At 59.4% G+C, this 16,112-nt stretch carries 17 protein-coding genes; 12 read left to right on the top strand and 5 right to left on the bottom strand.

What is annotated here, in order from left to right; genetic code table 11:
- Positions 1-488: 488 nt before the first annotated feature.
- Entirely contained in the window at positions 489-1,313 is an 825-nt protein-coding gene (locus tag ACI94_RS10475; protein WP_286681397.1) for a winged helix-turn-helix transcriptional regulator, read from the bottom strand.
- A 40-nt stretch (positions 1,314-1,353) separates the two neighbouring features.
- A complete protein-coding gene (locus ACI94_RS10470; RefSeq protein ID WP_273259094.1) occupies positions 1,354-1,797 on the bottom strand; it encodes a pre-peptidase C-terminal domain-containing protein in 444 nt (147 codons plus the stop codon).
- 523 nt (positions 1,798-2,320) lie between these two features.
- Between ACI94_RS10470 and ACI94_RS10465 the strand changes: the two genes are divergently transcribed.
- On the top strand, positions 2,321-2,716 hold the full coding sequence (locus ACI94_RS10465) for a hypothetical protein (protein WP_273259095.1): 396 nt from the start codon (positions 2,321-2,323) through the stop codon (positions 2,714-2,716).
- Positions 2,717-2,945: 229 nt separating this feature from the next.
- Here ACI94_RS10465 and ACI94_RS10460 read toward each other — a convergent pair whose 3' ends face one another.
- Positions 2,946-3,875, bottom strand: coding sequence for a ribose 1,5-bisphosphate isomerase (locus ACI94_RS10460; RefSeq protein ID WP_066956263.1), 930 nt, complete (start codon positions 3,873-3,875; stop codon positions 2,946-2,948).
- 56 nt (positions 3,876-3,931) lie between these two features.
- Here ACI94_RS10460 and ACI94_RS10455 point away from each other — a divergent pair, with 56 nt between their 5' ends.
- The 9 genes from ACI94_RS10455 to ACI94_RS10415 are packed head-to-tail and all read left to right on the top strand — an operon-like array spanning position 3,932 to position 12,095.
- Positions 3,932-4,804, top strand: a complete 873-nt coding sequence (locus ACI94_RS10455) for an HAD family hydrolase (protein ID WP_286681396.1) — start codon at positions 3,932-3,934, stop codon at positions 4,802-4,804.
- An 18-nt stretch (positions 4,805-4,822) separates the two neighbouring features.
- On the top strand, positions 4,823-6,433 hold the full coding sequence (gene atwA, locus ACI94_RS10450) for a methyl coenzyme M reductase system, component A2 (protein ID WP_066956266.1): 1,611 nt from the start codon (positions 4,823-4,825) through the stop codon (positions 6,431-6,433).
- Between the two features lie 10 nt (positions 6,434-6,443).
- Positions 6,444-7,970: a methanogenesis marker 3 protein gene (locus ACI94_RS10445; RefSeq protein WP_066956269.1), complete on the top strand. Its 1,527-nt coding sequence runs from the start codon at positions 6,444-6,446 to the stop codon at positions 7,968-7,970.
- On the top strand, positions 7,970-8,431 hold the full coding sequence (locus ACI94_RS10440; RefSeq protein ID WP_066956272.1) for a methanogenesis marker 6 protein: 462 nt from the start codon (positions 7,970-7,972) through the stop codon (positions 8,429-8,431). The genes ACI94_RS10445 and ACI94_RS10440 overlap by 1 nt, the downstream gene beginning before the upstream one ends.
- 4 nt (positions 8,432-8,435) lie before the next feature.
- The gene (locus ACI94_RS10435; protein WP_066956275.1) at positions 8,436-8,888 is read left to right on the top strand and encodes a methanogenesis marker 5 protein; all 453 of its coding nucleotides are present in this window, start codon (positions 8,436-8,438) and stop codon (positions 8,886-8,888) included.
- Entirely contained in the window at positions 8,885-10,123 is a 1,239-nt protein-coding gene (locus ACI94_RS10430; RefSeq protein ID WP_066956278.1) for a methanogenesis marker 15 protein, read from the top strand. The genes ACI94_RS10435 and ACI94_RS10430 overlap by 4 nt, the downstream gene beginning before the upstream one ends.
- Complete coding sequence (locus ACI94_RS10425) at positions 10,124-10,708, top strand: methanogenesis marker 17 protein (RefSeq protein ID WP_066956280.1); 585 nt, start codon at positions 10,124-10,126, stop codon at positions 10,706-10,708.
- Positions 10,705-11,646: a methanogenesis marker 7 protein gene (locus ACI94_RS10420; protein ID WP_083524765.1), complete on the top strand. Its 942-nt coding sequence runs from the start codon at positions 10,705-10,707 to the stop codon at positions 11,644-11,646. Before ACI94_RS10425 ends, ACI94_RS10420 begins: the two co-directional genes overlap by 4 nt.
- A gap of 2 nt (positions 11,647-11,648) precedes the next feature.
- Entirely contained in the window at positions 11,649-12,095 is a 447-nt protein-coding gene (locus ACI94_RS10415) for a carboxymuconolactone decarboxylase family protein (RefSeq protein WP_066956283.1), read from the top strand.
- Between the two features lie 6 nt (positions 12,096-12,101).
- Here ACI94_RS10415 and ACI94_RS10410 read toward each other — a convergent pair whose 3' ends face one another.
- Positions 12,102-12,842: a DUF1614 domain-containing protein gene (locus tag ACI94_RS10410; protein ID WP_224732720.1), complete on the bottom strand. Its 741-nt coding sequence runs from the start codon at positions 12,840-12,842 to the stop codon at positions 12,102-12,104.
- 356 nt (positions 12,843-13,198) lie between these two features.
- Here ACI94_RS10410 and ACI94_RS10405 point away from each other — a divergent pair, with 356 nt between their 5' ends.
- Together ACI94_RS10405 and ACI94_RS10400 are read left to right on the top strand one after the other, a co-directional pair.
- Positions 13,199-13,918 carry an ATP-binding cassette domain-containing protein gene (locus tag ACI94_RS10405; RefSeq protein ID WP_286681395.1) on the top strand — a complete coding sequence of 240 codons (720 nt, stop codon included), beginning with the start codon at positions 13,199-13,201 and terminating at the stop codon, positions 13,916-13,918.
- 75 nt (positions 13,919-13,993) lie between these two features.
- Entirely contained in the window at positions 13,994-14,428 is a 435-nt protein-coding gene (locus ACI94_RS10400) for a rhodanese-like domain-containing protein (protein WP_066956289.1), read from the top strand.
- Positions 14,429-14,491: 63 nt separating this feature from the next.
- Here ACI94_RS10400 and groL read toward each other — a convergent pair whose 3' ends face one another.
- Positions 14,492-16,105 carry a chaperonin GroEL gene (groL, locus tag ACI94_RS10395; protein WP_273259099.1) on the bottom strand — a complete coding sequence of 538 codons (1,614 nt, stop codon included), beginning with the start codon at positions 16,103-16,105 and terminating at the stop codon, positions 14,492-14,494.
- Between the last annotated feature and the right edge of the window lie 7 nt (positions 16,106-16,112).

The raw sequence follows: 16,112 nt of genomic DNA, 5'->3' as shown, positions 1-16,112 counted from the left end.
CTCTGGCCCCTCTACAAGGGAAGTTGTTCGGTTTTCACCTGCACTTACAACAGACACCATCATCACACTCACCAGCAGCACGGCGAGGAGCATGGAAAATGCCTGCATTCCAATTTTTCCGTTCATTTCACATTCCTCCAGGGATTTCCCGGAGGCAGGAGAGGCATACCTTCAAGTACGGGAAGCGCACACATTCCCTTTGCCTCCGGGCGCGCGGGACGTTCACCCATCCGATTCGTTACTGGCCGGGTGAACCTCCGCACCGTTGCAGGCGCCGCCTGCGGCACCCACGGTTGAGAACTCAACGTTCCTCTATATCCGTTTTCCGGCCCGACCAGCCACACGTCGAGGCGTTTCGATCCTTTTTGCCCTCTAAAGTATGCCGCAACGACCAGGATCTGCGTTGAACCGGCCGAAAAGAGAGCAAGCCCGACCCGGGAGTCGAGGAGGTACCGGGCGATGGGGGCGGGCACCCCGTTGTCGGAGTTTTAACCCGATAAAACCTCGGGGCTCCTTGCGGTGTCCTTGCGGTGGGGTAACCCTCCGTGCCGAGATGCCCGTGGAGGAAGATCTCCCGGGTGCCGGCTGAGGAACTCACGGACACCTTCGGAGAGTCGGTAGCGGACGAACCGGCCGTCTCTCTCTGCGGCGACGATCCCATCGACTTCCAACTCCTGCATGTGGTGGGAGACGGTCGGACCGGAGAGTCCGAGCCGTTCCGCGACGTCGTTTCGGGTCGTGTCCGGAGACTCAAGGAGGTGCCCGAGTATCGTCCGCAAGGTTTCCTCCCGCAGGGCAATCAGGAGGCGCTGTTGGAGGTCGGTATGCCTCTGGCTTCGTGCGAAGTAGCCTGTCCGATTCCGGTATGCCACTGCGGCCACCTTCCCCTCCCGGATGAGCATATCGAGATGGTAACGGAGCCGTCCTCGCGACACGCCCACCATCTTGCCGAGTACCCGGGCACCGACACCCGGGTTTGCGGCGATCTCCTGGTAGAGGTCGAGCCGGAAGTCGTCGTCGAGGATAGTGCGTCCTGTCACTCGCCGGAAGCCGAACGGCAGGAGAATGCAGAGAGTGTAGAGGAGTTCTCCGGGGAAGAAGCATGCAGGGAGGATCATGAGCGTGATGTGGAGGAGCCTCACCCGGGGCAGCAGATCCCAAAACGTGATCTCTTCGAGATCATGCATCTCGCCGGAGAATTTCTCCAACCCCGATTCAACCGCGTAACCGGCGGTTGCCGTGCCCGGGAGTGCAATGCCTGCGAGGGTCACGGCAACGAGGAGAATGGAAAAGATCCGGTTCCACCGCACCATGCTGGATCGTCGCCGGAAAAAGTGTTCAATGTTTCGATATTCACTTCCAGCCGAACGTATAACTCTGGGTCCCGGTCACAGAGGCGCCGTAGACTTCGAACTGCCACGTTCCGGGGAACAGGCTGACAGAGTCCGATATGCGCAGGCATATCCTCCCGTTCACGCCATCGTATGCATCATAATACGGCCCGAGCACGGCGTCCGGCGCGTAGACCATCAGCCGAAGCGAGTTGGATGTGTCGCCCCAGTTCAGGTCGATGAAGAGCTCCTTTTTGCCTGCGGGAACGTTGAGCGAGTACCACTTTGATTCGCCCTGCTTGATGCTGCCAGTGTTCATCGGTACAATCACCGAGGTGCCTTTGAGCACCGTGTCCCCGGCCGGGGTTACAGTGTAGTTATAAGTACCTGTCTCCTGTGCCGCCACGGTCGGGATCAGCATCGCCGCGGCGATCATGATAACCGTTGCGATTCCATAGAGTCTCATTGCGCATCGTAGAGTGCTTTCAAAAACAAGTATAAGCATTTTTACGGCCACCGCAGCTACATGTCGCGCGATAGGTAGCTGCGGTGGCCGTAAACTACATTAAACTCTGTTCCCTGACAAAACAGCGTGGATGCCCGAATGGCATCCTGTGTGGGCCAAGATGTTTGATTGGCGTCGTTTTCGGTCCCCACAGCACTCCCGGAGGGCAAGGGCTCTTGGCAGGAACTTGTGGGCCAGTGACCTCCGGGCTGCGCGTGAATGGTAGTCTGGAACCCTGGAAATGAAATGCCTCTCCAAAATCCGCTCTTCCAGCGTTGCGTTATCGATCGCTGGTGTTGTCCCCGTGTCGGCAGGATGGAACATGTTCACACTGAACAGTCCGGCATGCGAACGGCGACCCGGATGGCGGGCAGTAGTAGTCCCTGCCCGCCTTCATGATCGCACGGAGGCCTGTTATGGCAATTGAACCGGGAACGTAGGCAGAGTCGTGTTCCCGGCAGTCCTTCTCATCGCGGTGGTCTGTATGGCGGTTACCATGTTCTGGCCGGACGGAAAGGTGTACGTTATAGACTCCGCGATCGGACGTGTCGTCTTTTGCGAGAACGTCGCCACCGGCACGCATTCCCTGGGGCGAGCCTGGATCGACTCGGACCTCAACGAGACGGTCGCCTCTCCCGGCATGGACGTCGTGACTGGTCTAGGCAGGAACACGTTTACGGTGACCTGCTCCAATCGGAGTTATGGTCTCTTCGATCCCGCCCATGCTTCGTTCACGCTGACCGTCCGGGATGCCGCAGGTAGGCCGTACAGTGAATCCGTCACCCTTGACCGGGCCGGTACAATGACTTTATCCATCTCTTTCGTCGCGAAGAAGGTGGGTGAGGGAGATTTTTGGTTCTCTGCGATGAGCATTCGGTAGGATGGGCAACGATACTGATTGTATGTAACCCCGCTCCCTGCCTAAGCGACATGGATGGCGAAACGGTATCCTGCGGTGGACCGGTTGAACCGGTGGACTTCGTGCTCGAGATTTCCGGTGCGTACCACTGGGAGATCGTGCGCAGTAATGGTGGAGAGCACATCGTCACGCTGAGATCTCAATCACTCGAGGGAGAGCGGATCGCACAATCCTCCGCCGAACACTGTTCTCACCGCAGCTCCTCGACCTTCCACCCCAGGTAATCCCGGATCACCGTGAACGCGAGCTCCGGCGGGATCGCCCCCTGCTCGGTCACGATCAGGTCGATGTAGTCCGCGGGCGTCACGTCGAAAGCAGGGTTTCGGACCCGAACAAACGGGAGTTTCTCCGCCACCTCCCTGGGGAGCACCTCGGCAGGATCGCGTTCCTCGATCTCGATCAGTTCCCCGAGGATCGTCCGCGGCGCGAACTTATAGGTCTCCGCCGCCACGATGACGTTCGTCCGGGCCTCGTGTGCGGCAAGCGCGATCTGGGCGGTCCCGATCTTGTTCACCACCGCGCCGTTCGCCGCGATCGCGTCGGCGCCGACGAAGACCAGGTCGACATCGTTGATGAAGTAGCGGACCGCCGAGTCGACGATATAGTTCGTGCGGATCCCGGCGTCGTTTAGGGTCTTGATCGTGAGGAGCCCCTGGCCCCGCGGCCGGACCTCCGTCGCGTAGACCTCGATATCCTTTCCCTGGCGGTGTGCTTCGAGGATGCACCCGAGCGCCGCCTCCGAGTTGCAGTGGGTCATGAGGACGTCGCCGTCGGAGATGTGGCGTGCCCCGATCTCGGCTATCCGCTCGATTGCGTGCTCCGAGTGCTCGATGAACTCCGCAGCCCGGGCAAGAACCGCCGCCCGCCCCTCTTCCACGGACCCAAATGAGTCGAGCGCCCGCATTACGCTCTTTACAGCGTTCGGCAGCGAAACGGCCGTCGGACGGGTCGCTATGAGGATCCCGGCCGCCTTCTGCATCTCGCTCTTGAACGTCTCCGGGTCGGATATGTTGAGATTTTTCGCGTAATCGGCGAGCGCCTCCACCGCGGCCCGGGCGATCCTGCCGGCGCCCCGAATCTCCATATTCTTTATGCTTGCTGCGGTCTCACTCAGTAACATAGTTCTTCATTCAAGAGACGACCAGAGACTACATAGACTTAATCGACGTGAGATGTATGTCGGTAGCCGTTGTTTTTGATAGTGCAGGCACACTTCTCCGGACCTATCGTGTAGCGCGTGACGTCCTCCACGACGAGATGCTGATCGACGTCGAGACCACGACCCTCACCTTCGGTGCCGAGGGGAGGGTGCTCGTTGTCCTCCATCTCCATTCACGGGACGTCATGGGGGCACCGCCCGACCAGCTCCTCTCCGAGTTCTTCCATGAAAGGTCGGTCGGGTTCGGAGTGGCCTGTTCCCGGCGTGCCATCCCCGCCGAGGATGTCGCGGAAATCCTCTACAGCGATAAGACCGCCCAGGTGAGCGATCTCCAGGCCTGCATCAGGGAGGTCTGGAGTTGCTGCAAGAGAGAGTCGATCGTCACAATGAACAGCGGCGTGATCCTGAACATGGACCTCTCCGGCATCGAGTTTACGGTCACCACCGGGGGGAGGCCCTTTAGCGGTGCAAAAGAGACCATCAGCACGCTGCACCGGATGGGTGTCCCCGTATACATAGCGTCCGGTGACCGTGTCGCGAAACTCGAACGGATGGGCGACTATCTGGGTATTCCCCGGGAGCGTGTCTATGGCGTCGCCACACCCTCGATGAAGGCCCGGATCGTGGAAGACCTTAAAGAGCGGTACAGTAAGGTCGTCATGGTAGGGGATGCCATCAACGATCTGAACGCCTTCCGGAAGGCCGACCTTGCACTGCTGACCGAGCAGCAGTCCGACCGGAAACCCGAGATCCTGTATTCAAGCGTCGATATGGTGATCCGCAACGTCAGCGAGGTGCCCGGTATCGTGGCCGAACTCCTTAAGGATATCGCGGCGGCCGAGAAAAAGTGCAATAATATAAACTCTAATATGATCCCACGAGAAGATTAGTTTAGCGAGGAGCTCAAGATGACCCCACTTATTACTGTAAAGGACCTCTGCATGGAGTTCGACGGGACCGTTGTGCTCAAGAATATTAATTTTGAGGTGGCAGAGGGGGAAACAGTCGGCATTATCGGAAGGAGCGGGGCCGGCAAGACAGTTCTTATGCACCTTATGCGGGGAGTGGATCAGCCCCCGTCGGGGGGCTCGATCGTCTATCACGTTGTCACCTGTGAGGGTTGCGACTACATCGGCGTGCCGAGTGAGGCCGGGAAACAGTGCCCCGTCTGCGGCGGCGAATTAAAACCGCTCGATGTCGACTTCTGGGCGGAGGAGAACGCCCAGATGAAGCGGCGGATCATGCGCAGAACCGCCATCATGTTCCAGCGGACGTTTGCACTCTATGGCGACGATCGGGTGATCGAGAACGTCCTGCGGGCGCTTGACGATATCGGCTACCCTCCGGAGAAAGCGGTCAGCAGGGCCGCTGACCTCATCGATCAGGTCCGGCTCTCCCACCGGATGATGCACATCGCCCGCGATCTCTCCGGCGGCGAGAAGCAGCGGGTGGTACTCGCCCGACAACTTGCAAAGAACCCGTTCCTGCTCTTTGCGGATGAGCCGACCGGGACGCTCGATCCGGAGACCGCCACCCTTGTCCACCGGATGCTCATCGAGAGCGCCGAGGCGAACGATATGGCGATGGTGATCACGTCGCACTTCTCAAGCGTCATAAGAGACGTCGCAGATCGTGCAATATTCCTTGAGAATGGGGAGATTAAGGCCATCGGTGCTCCTGATGATATTATCGGCCGGTTCATGGAGAACTACAGCGACGCCGAGCAGCACGAGATCGGAGAGGTCGGCGAGAAGATCCTGGTCGCTCGAGACGTCGTCAAGCGTTATCTCTCGGTCGACCGCGGCGTGGTTCGGGCAGTCAACGGTGTCTCCTTCGACGTCAATGAGAAGGAGATCTTCGGGATCATCGGCAAGAGCGGTGCGGGCAAGACGACTCTCTCGCGGATCATATCAGGGATCCTTGAGCCCACGAGCGGCGAGATGAACATCCGGATCGGCGACGACTGGATCGATATGACCAAACCCGGGATAGCGAACCGCGGCCGGGCAAAAGGCTATATCGGTCTCCTCCATCAGGAGTACGATCTCTACCCGCACAGGACGGTCCTTGACAACCTGACCGACGCAATAGGCCTAGAGTTCCCAAAAGAACTCGCGATGAGAAAGGCGATCATCACCCTCGGGATGGCCGGCTTCACTCCCGAAAAGAGCAAAGAGATCCTGGACCGATACCCCGATCAGCTCTCCCAGGGTGAGAAACACCGGGTGGCTCTCGCACAGGTTCTCATCCGTGAGCCCCTGCTGGTCGTCCTCGACGAACCGACCGGCACGATGGACCCCATCACGAAGATCGACGTGAAACACTCGATCTTGCATGCCCGTGAGGAGATGGACGAGACATTTATCGTGATCTCGCACGATATGGAGTTTGTGCGAGACATCTGTGACCGCGTGGCTCTCATGCGGGGAGGCAAAATCATCAAGATGGGTCCGACGGAGGAGGTGCTTGCCCACCTCACCGAGGATGAGCGAAAAGTGATGGGGGCAGGTGCTCCCTGAGGTGCAGGTAATGGAGATCCTCCTGGACGGTGAACGTAGAGAGGTGCCGACCGGGTCCCGGCTCGGAGATCTCCTCCCCGAACGGGACGAGCGGTTCAGCGTCGCAGTCATCCGGCCGGCGCTTGAAGAGGATGTGGCGGAGTCCCAGGAAGTCCGGTTCGTCACCTCCGCGGGCGATATGGTCGTCGAGATGGCGGACCCGGCGTTTACCGCCCGGCTCTTTCGCCCCGGGCTTGCCGAAGACCTTCGCCTGCACTGGCAGGACCGCTACGCCGCTGCGTTTGGGCCGTTTGAATCCAGCATCCGGCCGGCCCGGACCCCTGGCCGATACGAGCGGGGTGACGTGATCCTGGGGTGCGGCGGCTACGACCCGTCAAACTCCTACCTTATCTTTGCGCGCATGCGGCATTCCGCAGATTATGGCGCCCCGGCGGACGGCGGCGTCATCGGCAGAGTCATCAGCGGCCGGGGGCTGCTTGACCGTCTCGGTGAAGGCGACCGGGTCATCAAGGTTGAGCGCATCCTCCGGCGTGCCGACCGGTCGCACGTGATTGTCACCCGCGATGCAGAGTTTCCGCTTGAGGACGGGATGCAGATCATCTCCTATGTGGAGGCGGAAGTGCAGGGCTTCGGGGCGGACGGGATCGATACAAATACCGCTCGAAGCGTCGAGCACTTCCTTCTCTCCATCAAGGACGGCCGGTTCCGTGTGGACCGTTCGAGCAGCACCCATATTCTTGATACTCACCTGGTTCCGGCGAAGGTCCCGATGGAGTTCTCGGGCCCGAGGCTTGAGGGGACCATCACGGCGAGAACCTCTGGGAAAGCCTCGGGAGCCATCTACATCTACACGCAGGGAGTCTCGGCAAGCCCGGCCCATACTGTCGTCGGAAGGGTCGTCCACGGGCTTGAACTTGTCCGGTTTGCGGGCAAGGACGACCTCATTGCCATCCGTGCCGACCCGGAGCGGTTCGACCTCGTCGGACTTGCGCTCCCCGAAGCCGAAGCGGTCGCCGCCCGGCGCGGCGTCACGCTCGTTGCCGATGCGACCGACGGTGATCGCGTGGTGGTCGACCAGACCCCGGCGACGACACTTGAGGTGCTCGCCGCGGGAGAGGTTCGGGTCGCAACGCAGCCCGCCGAGAACGTCATCACCATCAAGCTTGATGAGGCGGCTGCGCCACGTACGGTTACGATCTTTCGCGAGGTGACCGGACTTAAGCATCGCGCTGTCGGGAAGATGCCGCTCGTCTTCATGTTCGAGGATGTCTTCCTCTTCAAACCAAAGATTGCAAAGGGCGTCGGGATCATCCCGGAGAATACACCCACGGGCGAGGTTCCGGCCTATACCCTCGCGATGACGAACGACTCACGGCGGGGGGCCGGCATGGTGGGTATCCGGACGACACCAAACGCGGAGTTCGGCCCGACGTCTGAGCCGCTCACGGGAACGAACGTCATCGGGAAGGTGATCGATGCTGGAAACCTTGCCGGGATGCGCGAAGGGGCAACAGTCTATGTTAGGGAGGTGAAGTGATGGCTGAGTATATCCCGGAGTACGTGGGTACGGTGACCAAATACGTCTTCGTCGAGTCCCCGACCCTGACCCCCGGCGAGCTCGCACTCAAGGCCTACGAGGCCTCCGAGGGCGTCCTGATCAAGGAGACCTGTTTTGGGCTGCAGGTGACGGGCGAACCAGAAGCCGTCGACCGCCTCATCGAGGTGATACGTGCGTTTGATCCCGCTCATATCTTCGTCAAGGACCGGGGCTTCCCGCCGGGCGACCCGCGGCGGTGCCGGGCAAACCTCGGCGGGGCGAGGCCCGGTTACCTGGGCCATGAACGGGAGGTGCGTATCCTCCGCTACATCACCCGCGGCCTTGAGGTACTCGAGCGACGGGAGACTGAGGCCCCGGATGAGGTGCCCGCGGCGCCCAAGAAGAAACCAAAACTCGATATAAAGCGATTACAAGAACTGATTGAGAAAGAGGAGTCCTGAATATATGGCAAAGGTGTTTATTTACCCTGCAACGAGCCTCATCCTCTCCGACCTGGTGGCCCGGTTCGGACATAAGCCGCTCGGTTCGGCCCTCGGTATCCGGGAACGGATACAGACCGCCGGGGTTGACTCCCCGCCCCTGCAGATCACGCCCGAAGAGCCAAAGCGCGGCTTAAAGTATGCGGCAGTCGAGGTGCCGTCCGGCGTCCGGGGGCGGATGGCGATCTACGGTCCGCTCATTGAGGAGGCCGAGGCCGCGGTCATCGTCACTGATGCCGATCTCGCGTTTGGGTGTATGGGCTGCGCCCGCACCGATGAGTTGATCCTCTTTTCCCTGAGGCAGAAAGGTATCCCGATCCTCGAACTGAAATACCCCACAAATGAGGAAGAAGGCGTGCAGTTCGTCGCCGCCATCAAAAACTTCCTCGCAGGACTTCCAAAGGAGAGTGAGGAATGAGCCAGAAAGTGCGGATTGCGCAACTCTCCTGCGGCCCGGAATACAGCGGCGTTCAGAAGGAGATCTACGACGCCGCCAAGGCGGTGGATGCAGAGATCTTCTTCCCCGATATCGCGCTCGCCGATGTCGAGCGGGCGGTCGCTTCTTTCGGGCTTGATGTCAAGAGCGCCGACTTGAAACTGATGATCGCCCGGGCCATGGCCCTGGTGGAGGGGAAGGTGGATGCGGACGGGGTCTTCATCAGCACCTGTTTCAGGTGCGCCGAGGCGGCGATCGTCCGAAACGAACTTCGCCGGTACATTCCCGAGCACTCCAGACTTCCGGTGGTGAGTTACTCCTTCACCGAGCGGACGACCGCAGGCACACTTCTCACCCGGATGGAAGCCCTGACCACCATCGCCCGCCGGAGAGCGCTCCTTGCACGTGAGGTGCAGACCGGGATCACGCTGGGCGTCGATTCGGGGTCGAGCACCACAAAAGCCGTTGTGATGAAGGATAACGAGATCGTCGGCACCGGCTGGCTCCCGACGACCGAGGTGATCAAGAGCGCCGACGGGGCGATCGCCCAGGCGCTCGAGATGGCCGGTCTTACACGCGATGATATCCAGGCGATCGGGACCACCGGGTATGGCCGGTTCCTGATCGGGAAGCACCTCGGCGCCGACCTCATTCAGGAAGAGTTGACGGTGAACTCGAAGGGTGCGGTCTACCTCGCCGATCACCAGCGGGGTGCCGCGACCGTCATCGATATCGGCGGCATGGACAACAAGGCGATCAGTGTCATCGACGGCATCCCCGGGACGTTCACGATGGGCGGGATCTGCGCCGGTGCAAGCGGCCGGTTCCTGGAGATGACCGCAAAGAGGCTCGGTGTGGATATCACCGAACTCGGCCCCCTCGCGATGAAGGGGATGGCGAAGAACGTCCCGATGAACAGTTACTGTATCGTCTTTGGAACACAGAGCCTGGTGAACGCGCTTGCGGCAGGCTCCTCGCCGGAGGACGTAGCAGCTGCGGCCTGTCACAGCGTCGCTGAGCAGGTCTTTGAGCAGCAACTGCAGGAGGTCGACATCAAGGAGCCGGTGATCATGGTCGGCGGCACCTCGCTCATCGAGGGGCTGGTCTATGCAATGGGCCAACTCCTGCAGACCAAGGTCGTCGTTCCGCGCTACTCGCAGTACATCGGTGCGGTCGGGTCGGCCCTGCTTGCGTCCGGGTTTATCCAGGGAGAGTAGATGCCCCCATTAAACTACTTCGTGGTGGAGTCCCCAGACGAGGTCGGGAAAGAGGCGTATGAGCGGATTGCGGCCGATGTCCTCCAGGACCTCGACCTCATCAAAGTGATCGACCGGCTGCACATCTACGTCGATCCAAAGGTGCCGATCTTTGTGGCTGCCGGGGTCCTGCGCCATATGCCGCGGACGATCCGTGTTAGCGATTTTGCAAACGTCAACCCCGGCGAGAAGGAGATCGTCCTCGATATCGCCGACGAGACATACCTTGCGCCGCTGCTTCAGAAACTCTGGGCGCGTTTCGGGAAGGAGAACGTCGAGCAGCCGGACAGGTTCACCGTCGTCCTCCCGGCAGGAATCGTCGGGAGGGAAGACCTTGAACAGATGGTGGTGGCCGACCCGAGCGAGACGCTCTATAAAGACATCATCTACGCGCTCCAGTATATCGCACCCGAGGGGTTCAAGGTCCGCCGCCAGTACATCCGGGACGGGAGGTTTTACTACGTGGCCAGTGAAGATACCCTCCCGGGCGATATCGTGGAGCGGGTTGTTGCGCCGATATTCGAGAAGATGGGGGAGAGACTGTGACGACGCTTGTACCGGTGACCTACAAGGGCGGTGTCTACCGGCACGATGAGATTATGGACCTGATCGACGATCTTGGCGGCTATATCGTGCAGAAACACGTCATGGCCCAGGACGTCGTGCTCCAGTCGTTCGTTCCGCGGGACGACATCGACCTGATACGGGAGATCTCAAAACCGCTTGCCGGCGAGGTTACTGAAGCGCCCCTCGTCGGGACCGAGATCGCTGTTGTGAGCCCGAGCCTCGAGATCCATCACCTCCCCCACATCGCATGCGATATCGCCGAGTACCTTCGACGGGTTGGCGCAAAGACCAACATGGTCGGGCTTGCGAGAGGGTTCGGGAAGCGGATCGCAAACCTCAACGACGAGGAGCGGGACGTCATCAACGAGCACGATCTGGCCGTCTATGTGCTGGGAAGTTTCGAGGAGTGCATCCGGCAGAAGTTTCCGGCGCTCCGGCGCGGGATCCATGTCCCGATTGTGGTGACCGGCTCTCCGGACCGTGAGACCCTGATGCGGATCATTGACCCGCCTGTCGAGGGTTACGTCGGCGGCGTCGGCCGGATCATGCACCGGCTCAAGCGTCCCGAGGAACTTGCGAAACTCGATGAACTGGTCGACGAGGTCTCGAGAACCCTGGACGCCCGACGGGATGACCTCGCGCGGGACCCGCTCTCCGTCTTCCCGCCCCGGCTGATGGCGATCATCGAGGAGCATATCCACGAGGTCAGTATGCTGACGCACCCCACACCGGTGACCGTTCAGATGGAAGGACTGCGGGTGAAACTTCCTTTCGATCTCTATGCCCCCGAGATTCGGGCACTCGAGGTCACGGACGGGGTGACCATCGGGGATATCGCCGATGTCACACCGTCGCGGATGCGCAATTACATATTGATCCGGATTAAACCTTTCTCGGAGACTAAGATACTGGTGTAGCGATGGACTTTGAGAAGATACTTGCAAGGGTCGCTGAGCGCGGATCGGATGCGATCGCGAAGGAGTTCCTCCGGGAGATTGAGGCGGAATACGGAAGAGTCCCTCTAATTTTTGAGCGGATGGCGGAGCGGCCGGAGATCCTCATCTCGCACCTGCTCTATAAGGGTTCGGTTGTCGAGACCAGCCAGCTCGATCCAAAGACTATCGAGCTCATAAGCCTCGCGGTGGGTGCCGCGCTCAAGTGCAGCCACTGTATCGAGTACCACATGCAGGCGGCGATGGCGAAGGGCGCAACCCGGGCCGAGATCCTCGAGGTGATCCTGATCGCAGGGATGCTCGCGAATGCCGCGGTCCTCGCTGACGCCTACCGGGTGGTGAACGGTTCGGATCCCTGCCCCTCCTGCGACATCAACGGAATGGGTCTCAAAAAGACCTGTTCGGATGAGTGACCCCATCTATTTGGGCCATATACCCCCCAAGCCTCGGTCTTCCCTCTCTTTTGGACAGACTCCTGCATTCTTTCGCAGATTTCTTCCAGCGTACGCCGCAAGCAGAACCGAGAGGACGCCGGTGATAAAGATACCGTCGAATATTCCCGCTCCCCCGATGGAGAGGATGGTCGGCTGGTCCCCGGCAAGTGCGGCAAGTATGGCAGGGTTTGCGAGTTTGAGGATATCGGCACCGAGCAGGGTGCCCATCGTTCCCCCGGCGTAGGCAAGCCCTGCTGCCGTCTGGCAGCCGCGAGCGAGGAGAAGCCCTGCAGCCGCCCCTGCGATGGGTGCGATGTAGAAAGGCATGGTGATCCCGAGACCTGGGACGGGTGTTGCGAAGACATAAGCGATGAGCGATACGGCGATGATGGCGGCGAGGGTCTTTGGGCGTGAGATCCGGCCCCTTGCGATCATCTCGAGACTCACGATGAGTGGAATTATCGCTCCCCCGACGTTGGCCGCGATGGTGGCACCGCCGAGGGTTACCAGCGGGATGTCGATCAGGCTGCCGATGAGGGCTCCTACGGTTACCAGCACAGCCTGGTAGAACCGGAGCCCTATAGATTCGAACGTCCCTTCGGCAATAAGGAGCAGATTGAAGATGACGAGAGCGGGTATGAGAATGGCGAGGGCGATAAGAATCTGATCCGGACTGAAGAGGAACGGTAGAATCGTGATCGTCGGCAGCTCAGTCTCTATGGCCATACACTGGATGAGCCTCTGTCTTAAATATTTTAATCTGCTCTCCCCGATTGGCACTCAGAGGTGGATTAGGTGGAAATGGGTTTCTGCAGATATATGAATATTCCAAATTCAATGAAATATAGTCGATACTATATAGAAATGATTATAAGTCGATAGTTGGGATAAGTTTATCCAGCAAATATCTCCCGGATCAAGCAACAGGGGATTGTCCGCATCTTGCTGTGCGGGAGATTGCTCCTCTGTTGATATAATACGAATCTCGACTTTGTTCATCGTGATAGATCTGTATATGCCAAGGTGTGGGTGTTTGAAGACGGTTTCATTCCATCCAATAAGTTGCAGTTGTGCGGAGGTGCATGACGGCCATTACAGCTGAGGACCTGATCCGGCGCCTGGAGCGATTTCAGGCGTGTGGCCCGATTCCACTCGATGTGAAGAGGGGGGAGATCATGGGTATCCTCTGCAGCGGTGACCGAAGTCGAGAGACGCTGGCTGCAATCATCTCAACGGTTCTTATTCCGGTTCCCGCGTTTGCGGAACGCTCGCCGCTTGCAATCCTCGGGAACCTCGGGGATGTGCGGCGGAGCATGGGCATCGTGTTCCCGGAGCCGGTGCTTGACCCGGCTCTGACCGTCAGGGAGAACCTGAATTTTCATGCACAACTGCAGGGGATGAGCAATGAGGTCCGAAGAAGACGGATCCTCGATCTTGCGAGACTCTTCGGGCTCTCTGATAGTCTTGACGTCGCGGTTGGGACCTGCTCCCCTACCATGGTACGGCACCTTGAGATCGCCCGGGCGTTCCTTGCATATCCCGGTGTCCTCTTCCTTGCTGAGCCGACGAAGGGGCTGGACGACTCCGGCCGAGAGGAGACCTGGAAACTGCTGCAGCGGTTGAACCGGGAACGGGGGGTGACGGTCATCTTTACGACTCAGGATCTTGTTGAAGCGGAGGCAATCTGCACCAGGGTTGCCGTGATTGATGGCGGGGAGATTGTGGCACTCGATACGCCGGAGACCTTCCGTGCGATCATGACCGTCAGTAGTGCATCGATGAAGTTTGACGACATCGTGTGAGATGGTTCGTCTCTGATACCACTGGGGATATCAGAGATCGGAACAACTATATGACGTTGGGCCTGATGTGGGCCCATGGTTTCCCCTCACCTTTCGTTTGTCTTCCTGCTCGCCGCCGGAAGTATCGTTGCGGCGACCCTCGCCGGCGGCTGTCTGAGTGATGCCCCGGCTCCTGATAACCAGGTTATCCGGACCATACCTCCGGATCAGGCATCCGCCCTGATCGAAGAGAACAGAGAGAATCCGAATTTTGTCATCGTGGATGTGAGAGGACCGGATGAGTTTGCTGCCGGTCATATCCCCGGTGCAGTCAATATCAATTCGGCGAATTTTGAGGAGCATATAGGAAGTCTTGACCCCGAGGCGGTCTACCTCATATGCTGCCAGAAGGGAGGTCGGAGCGCCGGTGTCCGGGAGATGATGCGGGAGGCCGGGTTTTCGGAGGTCTATGAGATCGAGGGCGGAATGAGCGCCTGGACGGCCGCGGGCCTCCCTGTGGTGCGAGACTGAACTACCCCGAACGAGCGGAGATGGAGTGGAAAAAGGGGAGTGGAGGTTCTATTTCCCCTTGCCTTAGATGATGATAGCCGCGCTCTTTGTATCCTTCTCGTCATCGAAATCGGTGATGGCGACCTCTGTTGAGAGGATAAGGCCTGCGATGGATGCGGCATTCTGGAGTCCGAGCCTCACCACCTTTGCGGGATCGATGACGCCGTGCTCAACAAGGTTTTCGTAACTGCCGGTCTTTGCGTTGTAGCCGAACGCGGGATCATTGCTTCCTTTTATCGTCGCGATGACTTCTGCCCCCTCGACGCCGGCGTTTCTTGCGATCTGCCGGATGGGCTCCTCCAGTGCCCGGCGCACGATGGATACGCCAACGTTACGGTCGTCGTCGAACTTCAACTTCTCAAGTGCGCCAATTGCCCTAAAGAGGGTGACTCCGCCTCCGGCAACCACGCCCTCCTCGACCGCCGCCTTTGTGGCGTTCAGGGCATCGTCGATCCGCATCTTCTTCTCTTTCAACTCGGTCTCGGTCGCCGCCCCGACCTTGATGACCGCGACGCCTCCCCCGAGGTTTCCGAGCCTCTTGCGGAGTTCGTCCTTCTTCCGCTCCGAGTCGGCTATATTGATCTGGGACTCGATGAGGCGCATCCGCTCTTCCAGGGCCTTGCGGTCGCCTTTCCCTCCGACGATCAGGGTCTTATCTCTGTCGACCTTGATTGTATGGGCTGTGCCGAAGACCTGCCGGGAAACATTCTCCAGTTTCATTCCTCTATCTTCGGAGATCACCGTCGCGCCCGTGAGAATAGCAATGTCCTCGAGGATTGCCTTGCGTTCGTCGCCAAAGCCGGGTGCTTTGACCGCACAGACTTTGAGAGCGCCGCGTATGATGTTTAAGACGAGAGCCGCCTGAGCCTCGCCCTCGACATCCTCGGCGATGATCAGGAGCGGTCGGTCCTCCTGGGCGGCCGTCTCGAGGATCGGGATCATCTGTTTGAGCGAGGTGATCTTTTTGTCGGTGACCAGGATGTAGGGGTCTTCATACTCGCAGACCATCTTCTCGGGGTCCGTGATCATATAGGGCGAGACATACCCCCGGTCGAACTGCATCCCCTTGACCACGTCAAGCCCGGTCTCGAGGCTCTTTGAATCCTCGACCGTGATGAGGCCCCCGGATCCGACCTTATCCATCGCCTCGGCGATGAGTTTGCCGATCTCCTCATCGTTGTTTGCGGAGATTGTGGCAACCTGGAGGATCTTGTCTCTGTCCTTGACCGGGACGCTCGTTGATCTTATATATTCCACGGTTGCCGCAACTGCGGCATCGATGCCCCGCTTGACCTCGATCGGGTTTGCCCCGGCGGAGACGTTCTTTAACCCCTCGTTGAGGATGGCCTGGGCGAGGAGCGTTGCCGTCGTCGTCCCGTCGCCGGTCCGATCCTGGGTCTTCTGGGCAACTTCCTTGACAAGTTTTGCACCGATGTTCTCGAACTTGTCGTGAAGTGAGATCTCTTTTGCAATCGTCACGCCGTCGTTCGTCACGACAGGGTTTGTCGATTTATCGATCACGACGTACCTGCCTTTTGGACCGAGCGTGATCTTAACGGTGTCGGCAACCTTATTGACGCCGGCAAGGAGTGCTCTGCGGGCATCTTCGTTGAAGATCAACTGCTTGGATACTGCCATGGACTCC

The sequence above is a fragment of the Methanoculleus sp. DTU007 genome (assembly GCF_001512385.1).
GTDB classification, from domain to species: Archaea; Halobacteriota; Methanomicrobia; order Methanomicrobiales; family Methanoculleaceae; genus Methanoculleus; species Methanoculleus thermophilus.
Note: the sequence above shows the minus strand (reverse complement) of the source record. Positions and strands in the feature narration are given on the sequence as shown.

Bases quoted from the DNA above. Each gene is read 5' to 3' on its own strand.
- ACI94_RS10415 (WP_066956283.1), top strand. From the start codon at position 11,649: ATGGACTTTGAGAAGATACTTGCAAGGGTCGCTGAGCGCGGATCGGAT.
- atwA (WP_066956266.1), top strand. From the start codon at position 4,823: ATGACCCCACTTATTACTGTAAAGGACCTCTGCATGGAGTTCGACGGG.
- ACI94_RS10410 (WP_224732720.1), bottom strand. From the start codon at position 12,842: ATGGCCATAGAGACTGAGCTGCCGACGATCACGATTCTACCGTTCCTC.
- ACI94_RS10455 (WP_286681396.1), top strand. From the start codon at position 3,932: ATGTCGGTAGCCGTTGTTTTTGATAGTGCAGGCACACTTCTCCGGACC.
- ACI94_RS10465 (WP_273259095.1), top strand. From the start codon at position 2,321: ATGGCGGTTACCATGTTCTGGCCGGACGGAAAGGTGTACGTTATAGAC.
- ACI94_RS10435 (WP_066956275.1), top strand. From the start codon at position 8,436: ATGGCAAAGGTGTTTATTTACCCTGCAACGAGCCTCATCCTCTCCGAC.
- ACI94_RS10400 (WP_066956289.1), top strand. From the start codon at position 13,994: ATGGTTTCCCCTCACCTTTCGTTTGTCTTCCTGCTCGCCGCCGGAAGT.
- ACI94_RS10475 (WP_286681397.1), bottom strand. From the start codon at position 1,313: ATGGTGCGGTGGAACCGGATCTTTTCCATTCTCCTCGTTGCCGTGACC.
- ACI94_RS10470 (WP_273259094.1), bottom strand. From the start codon at position 1,797: ATGAGACTCTATGGAATCGCAACGGTTATCATGATCGCCGCGGCGATG.
- ACI94_RS10405 (WP_286681395.1), top strand. From the start codon at position 13,199: ATGACGGCCATTACAGCTGAGGACCTGATCCGGCGCCTGGAGCGATTT.
- ACI94_RS10425 (WP_066956280.1), top strand. From the start codon at position 10,124: ATGCCCCCATTAAACTACTTCGTGGTGGAGTCCCCAGACGAGGTCGGG.
- groL (WP_273259099.1), bottom strand. From the start codon at position 16,105: ATGGCAGTATCCAAGCAGTTGATCTTCAACGAAGATGCCCGCAGAGCA.
- ACI94_RS10430 (WP_066956278.1), top strand. From the start codon at position 8,885: ATGAGCCAGAAAGTGCGGATTGCGCAACTCTCCTGCGGCCCGGAATAC.
- ACI94_RS10445 (WP_066956269.1), top strand. From the start codon at position 6,444: ATGGAGATCCTCCTGGACGGTGAACGTAGAGAGGTGCCGACCGGGTCC.
- ACI94_RS10440 (WP_066956272.1), top strand. From the start codon at position 7,970: ATGGCTGAGTATATCCCGGAGTACGTGGGTACGGTGACCAAATACGTC.
- ACI94_RS10460 (WP_066956263.1), bottom strand. From the start codon at position 3,875: ATGTTACTGAGTGAGACCGCAGCAAGCATAAAGAATATGGAGATTCGG.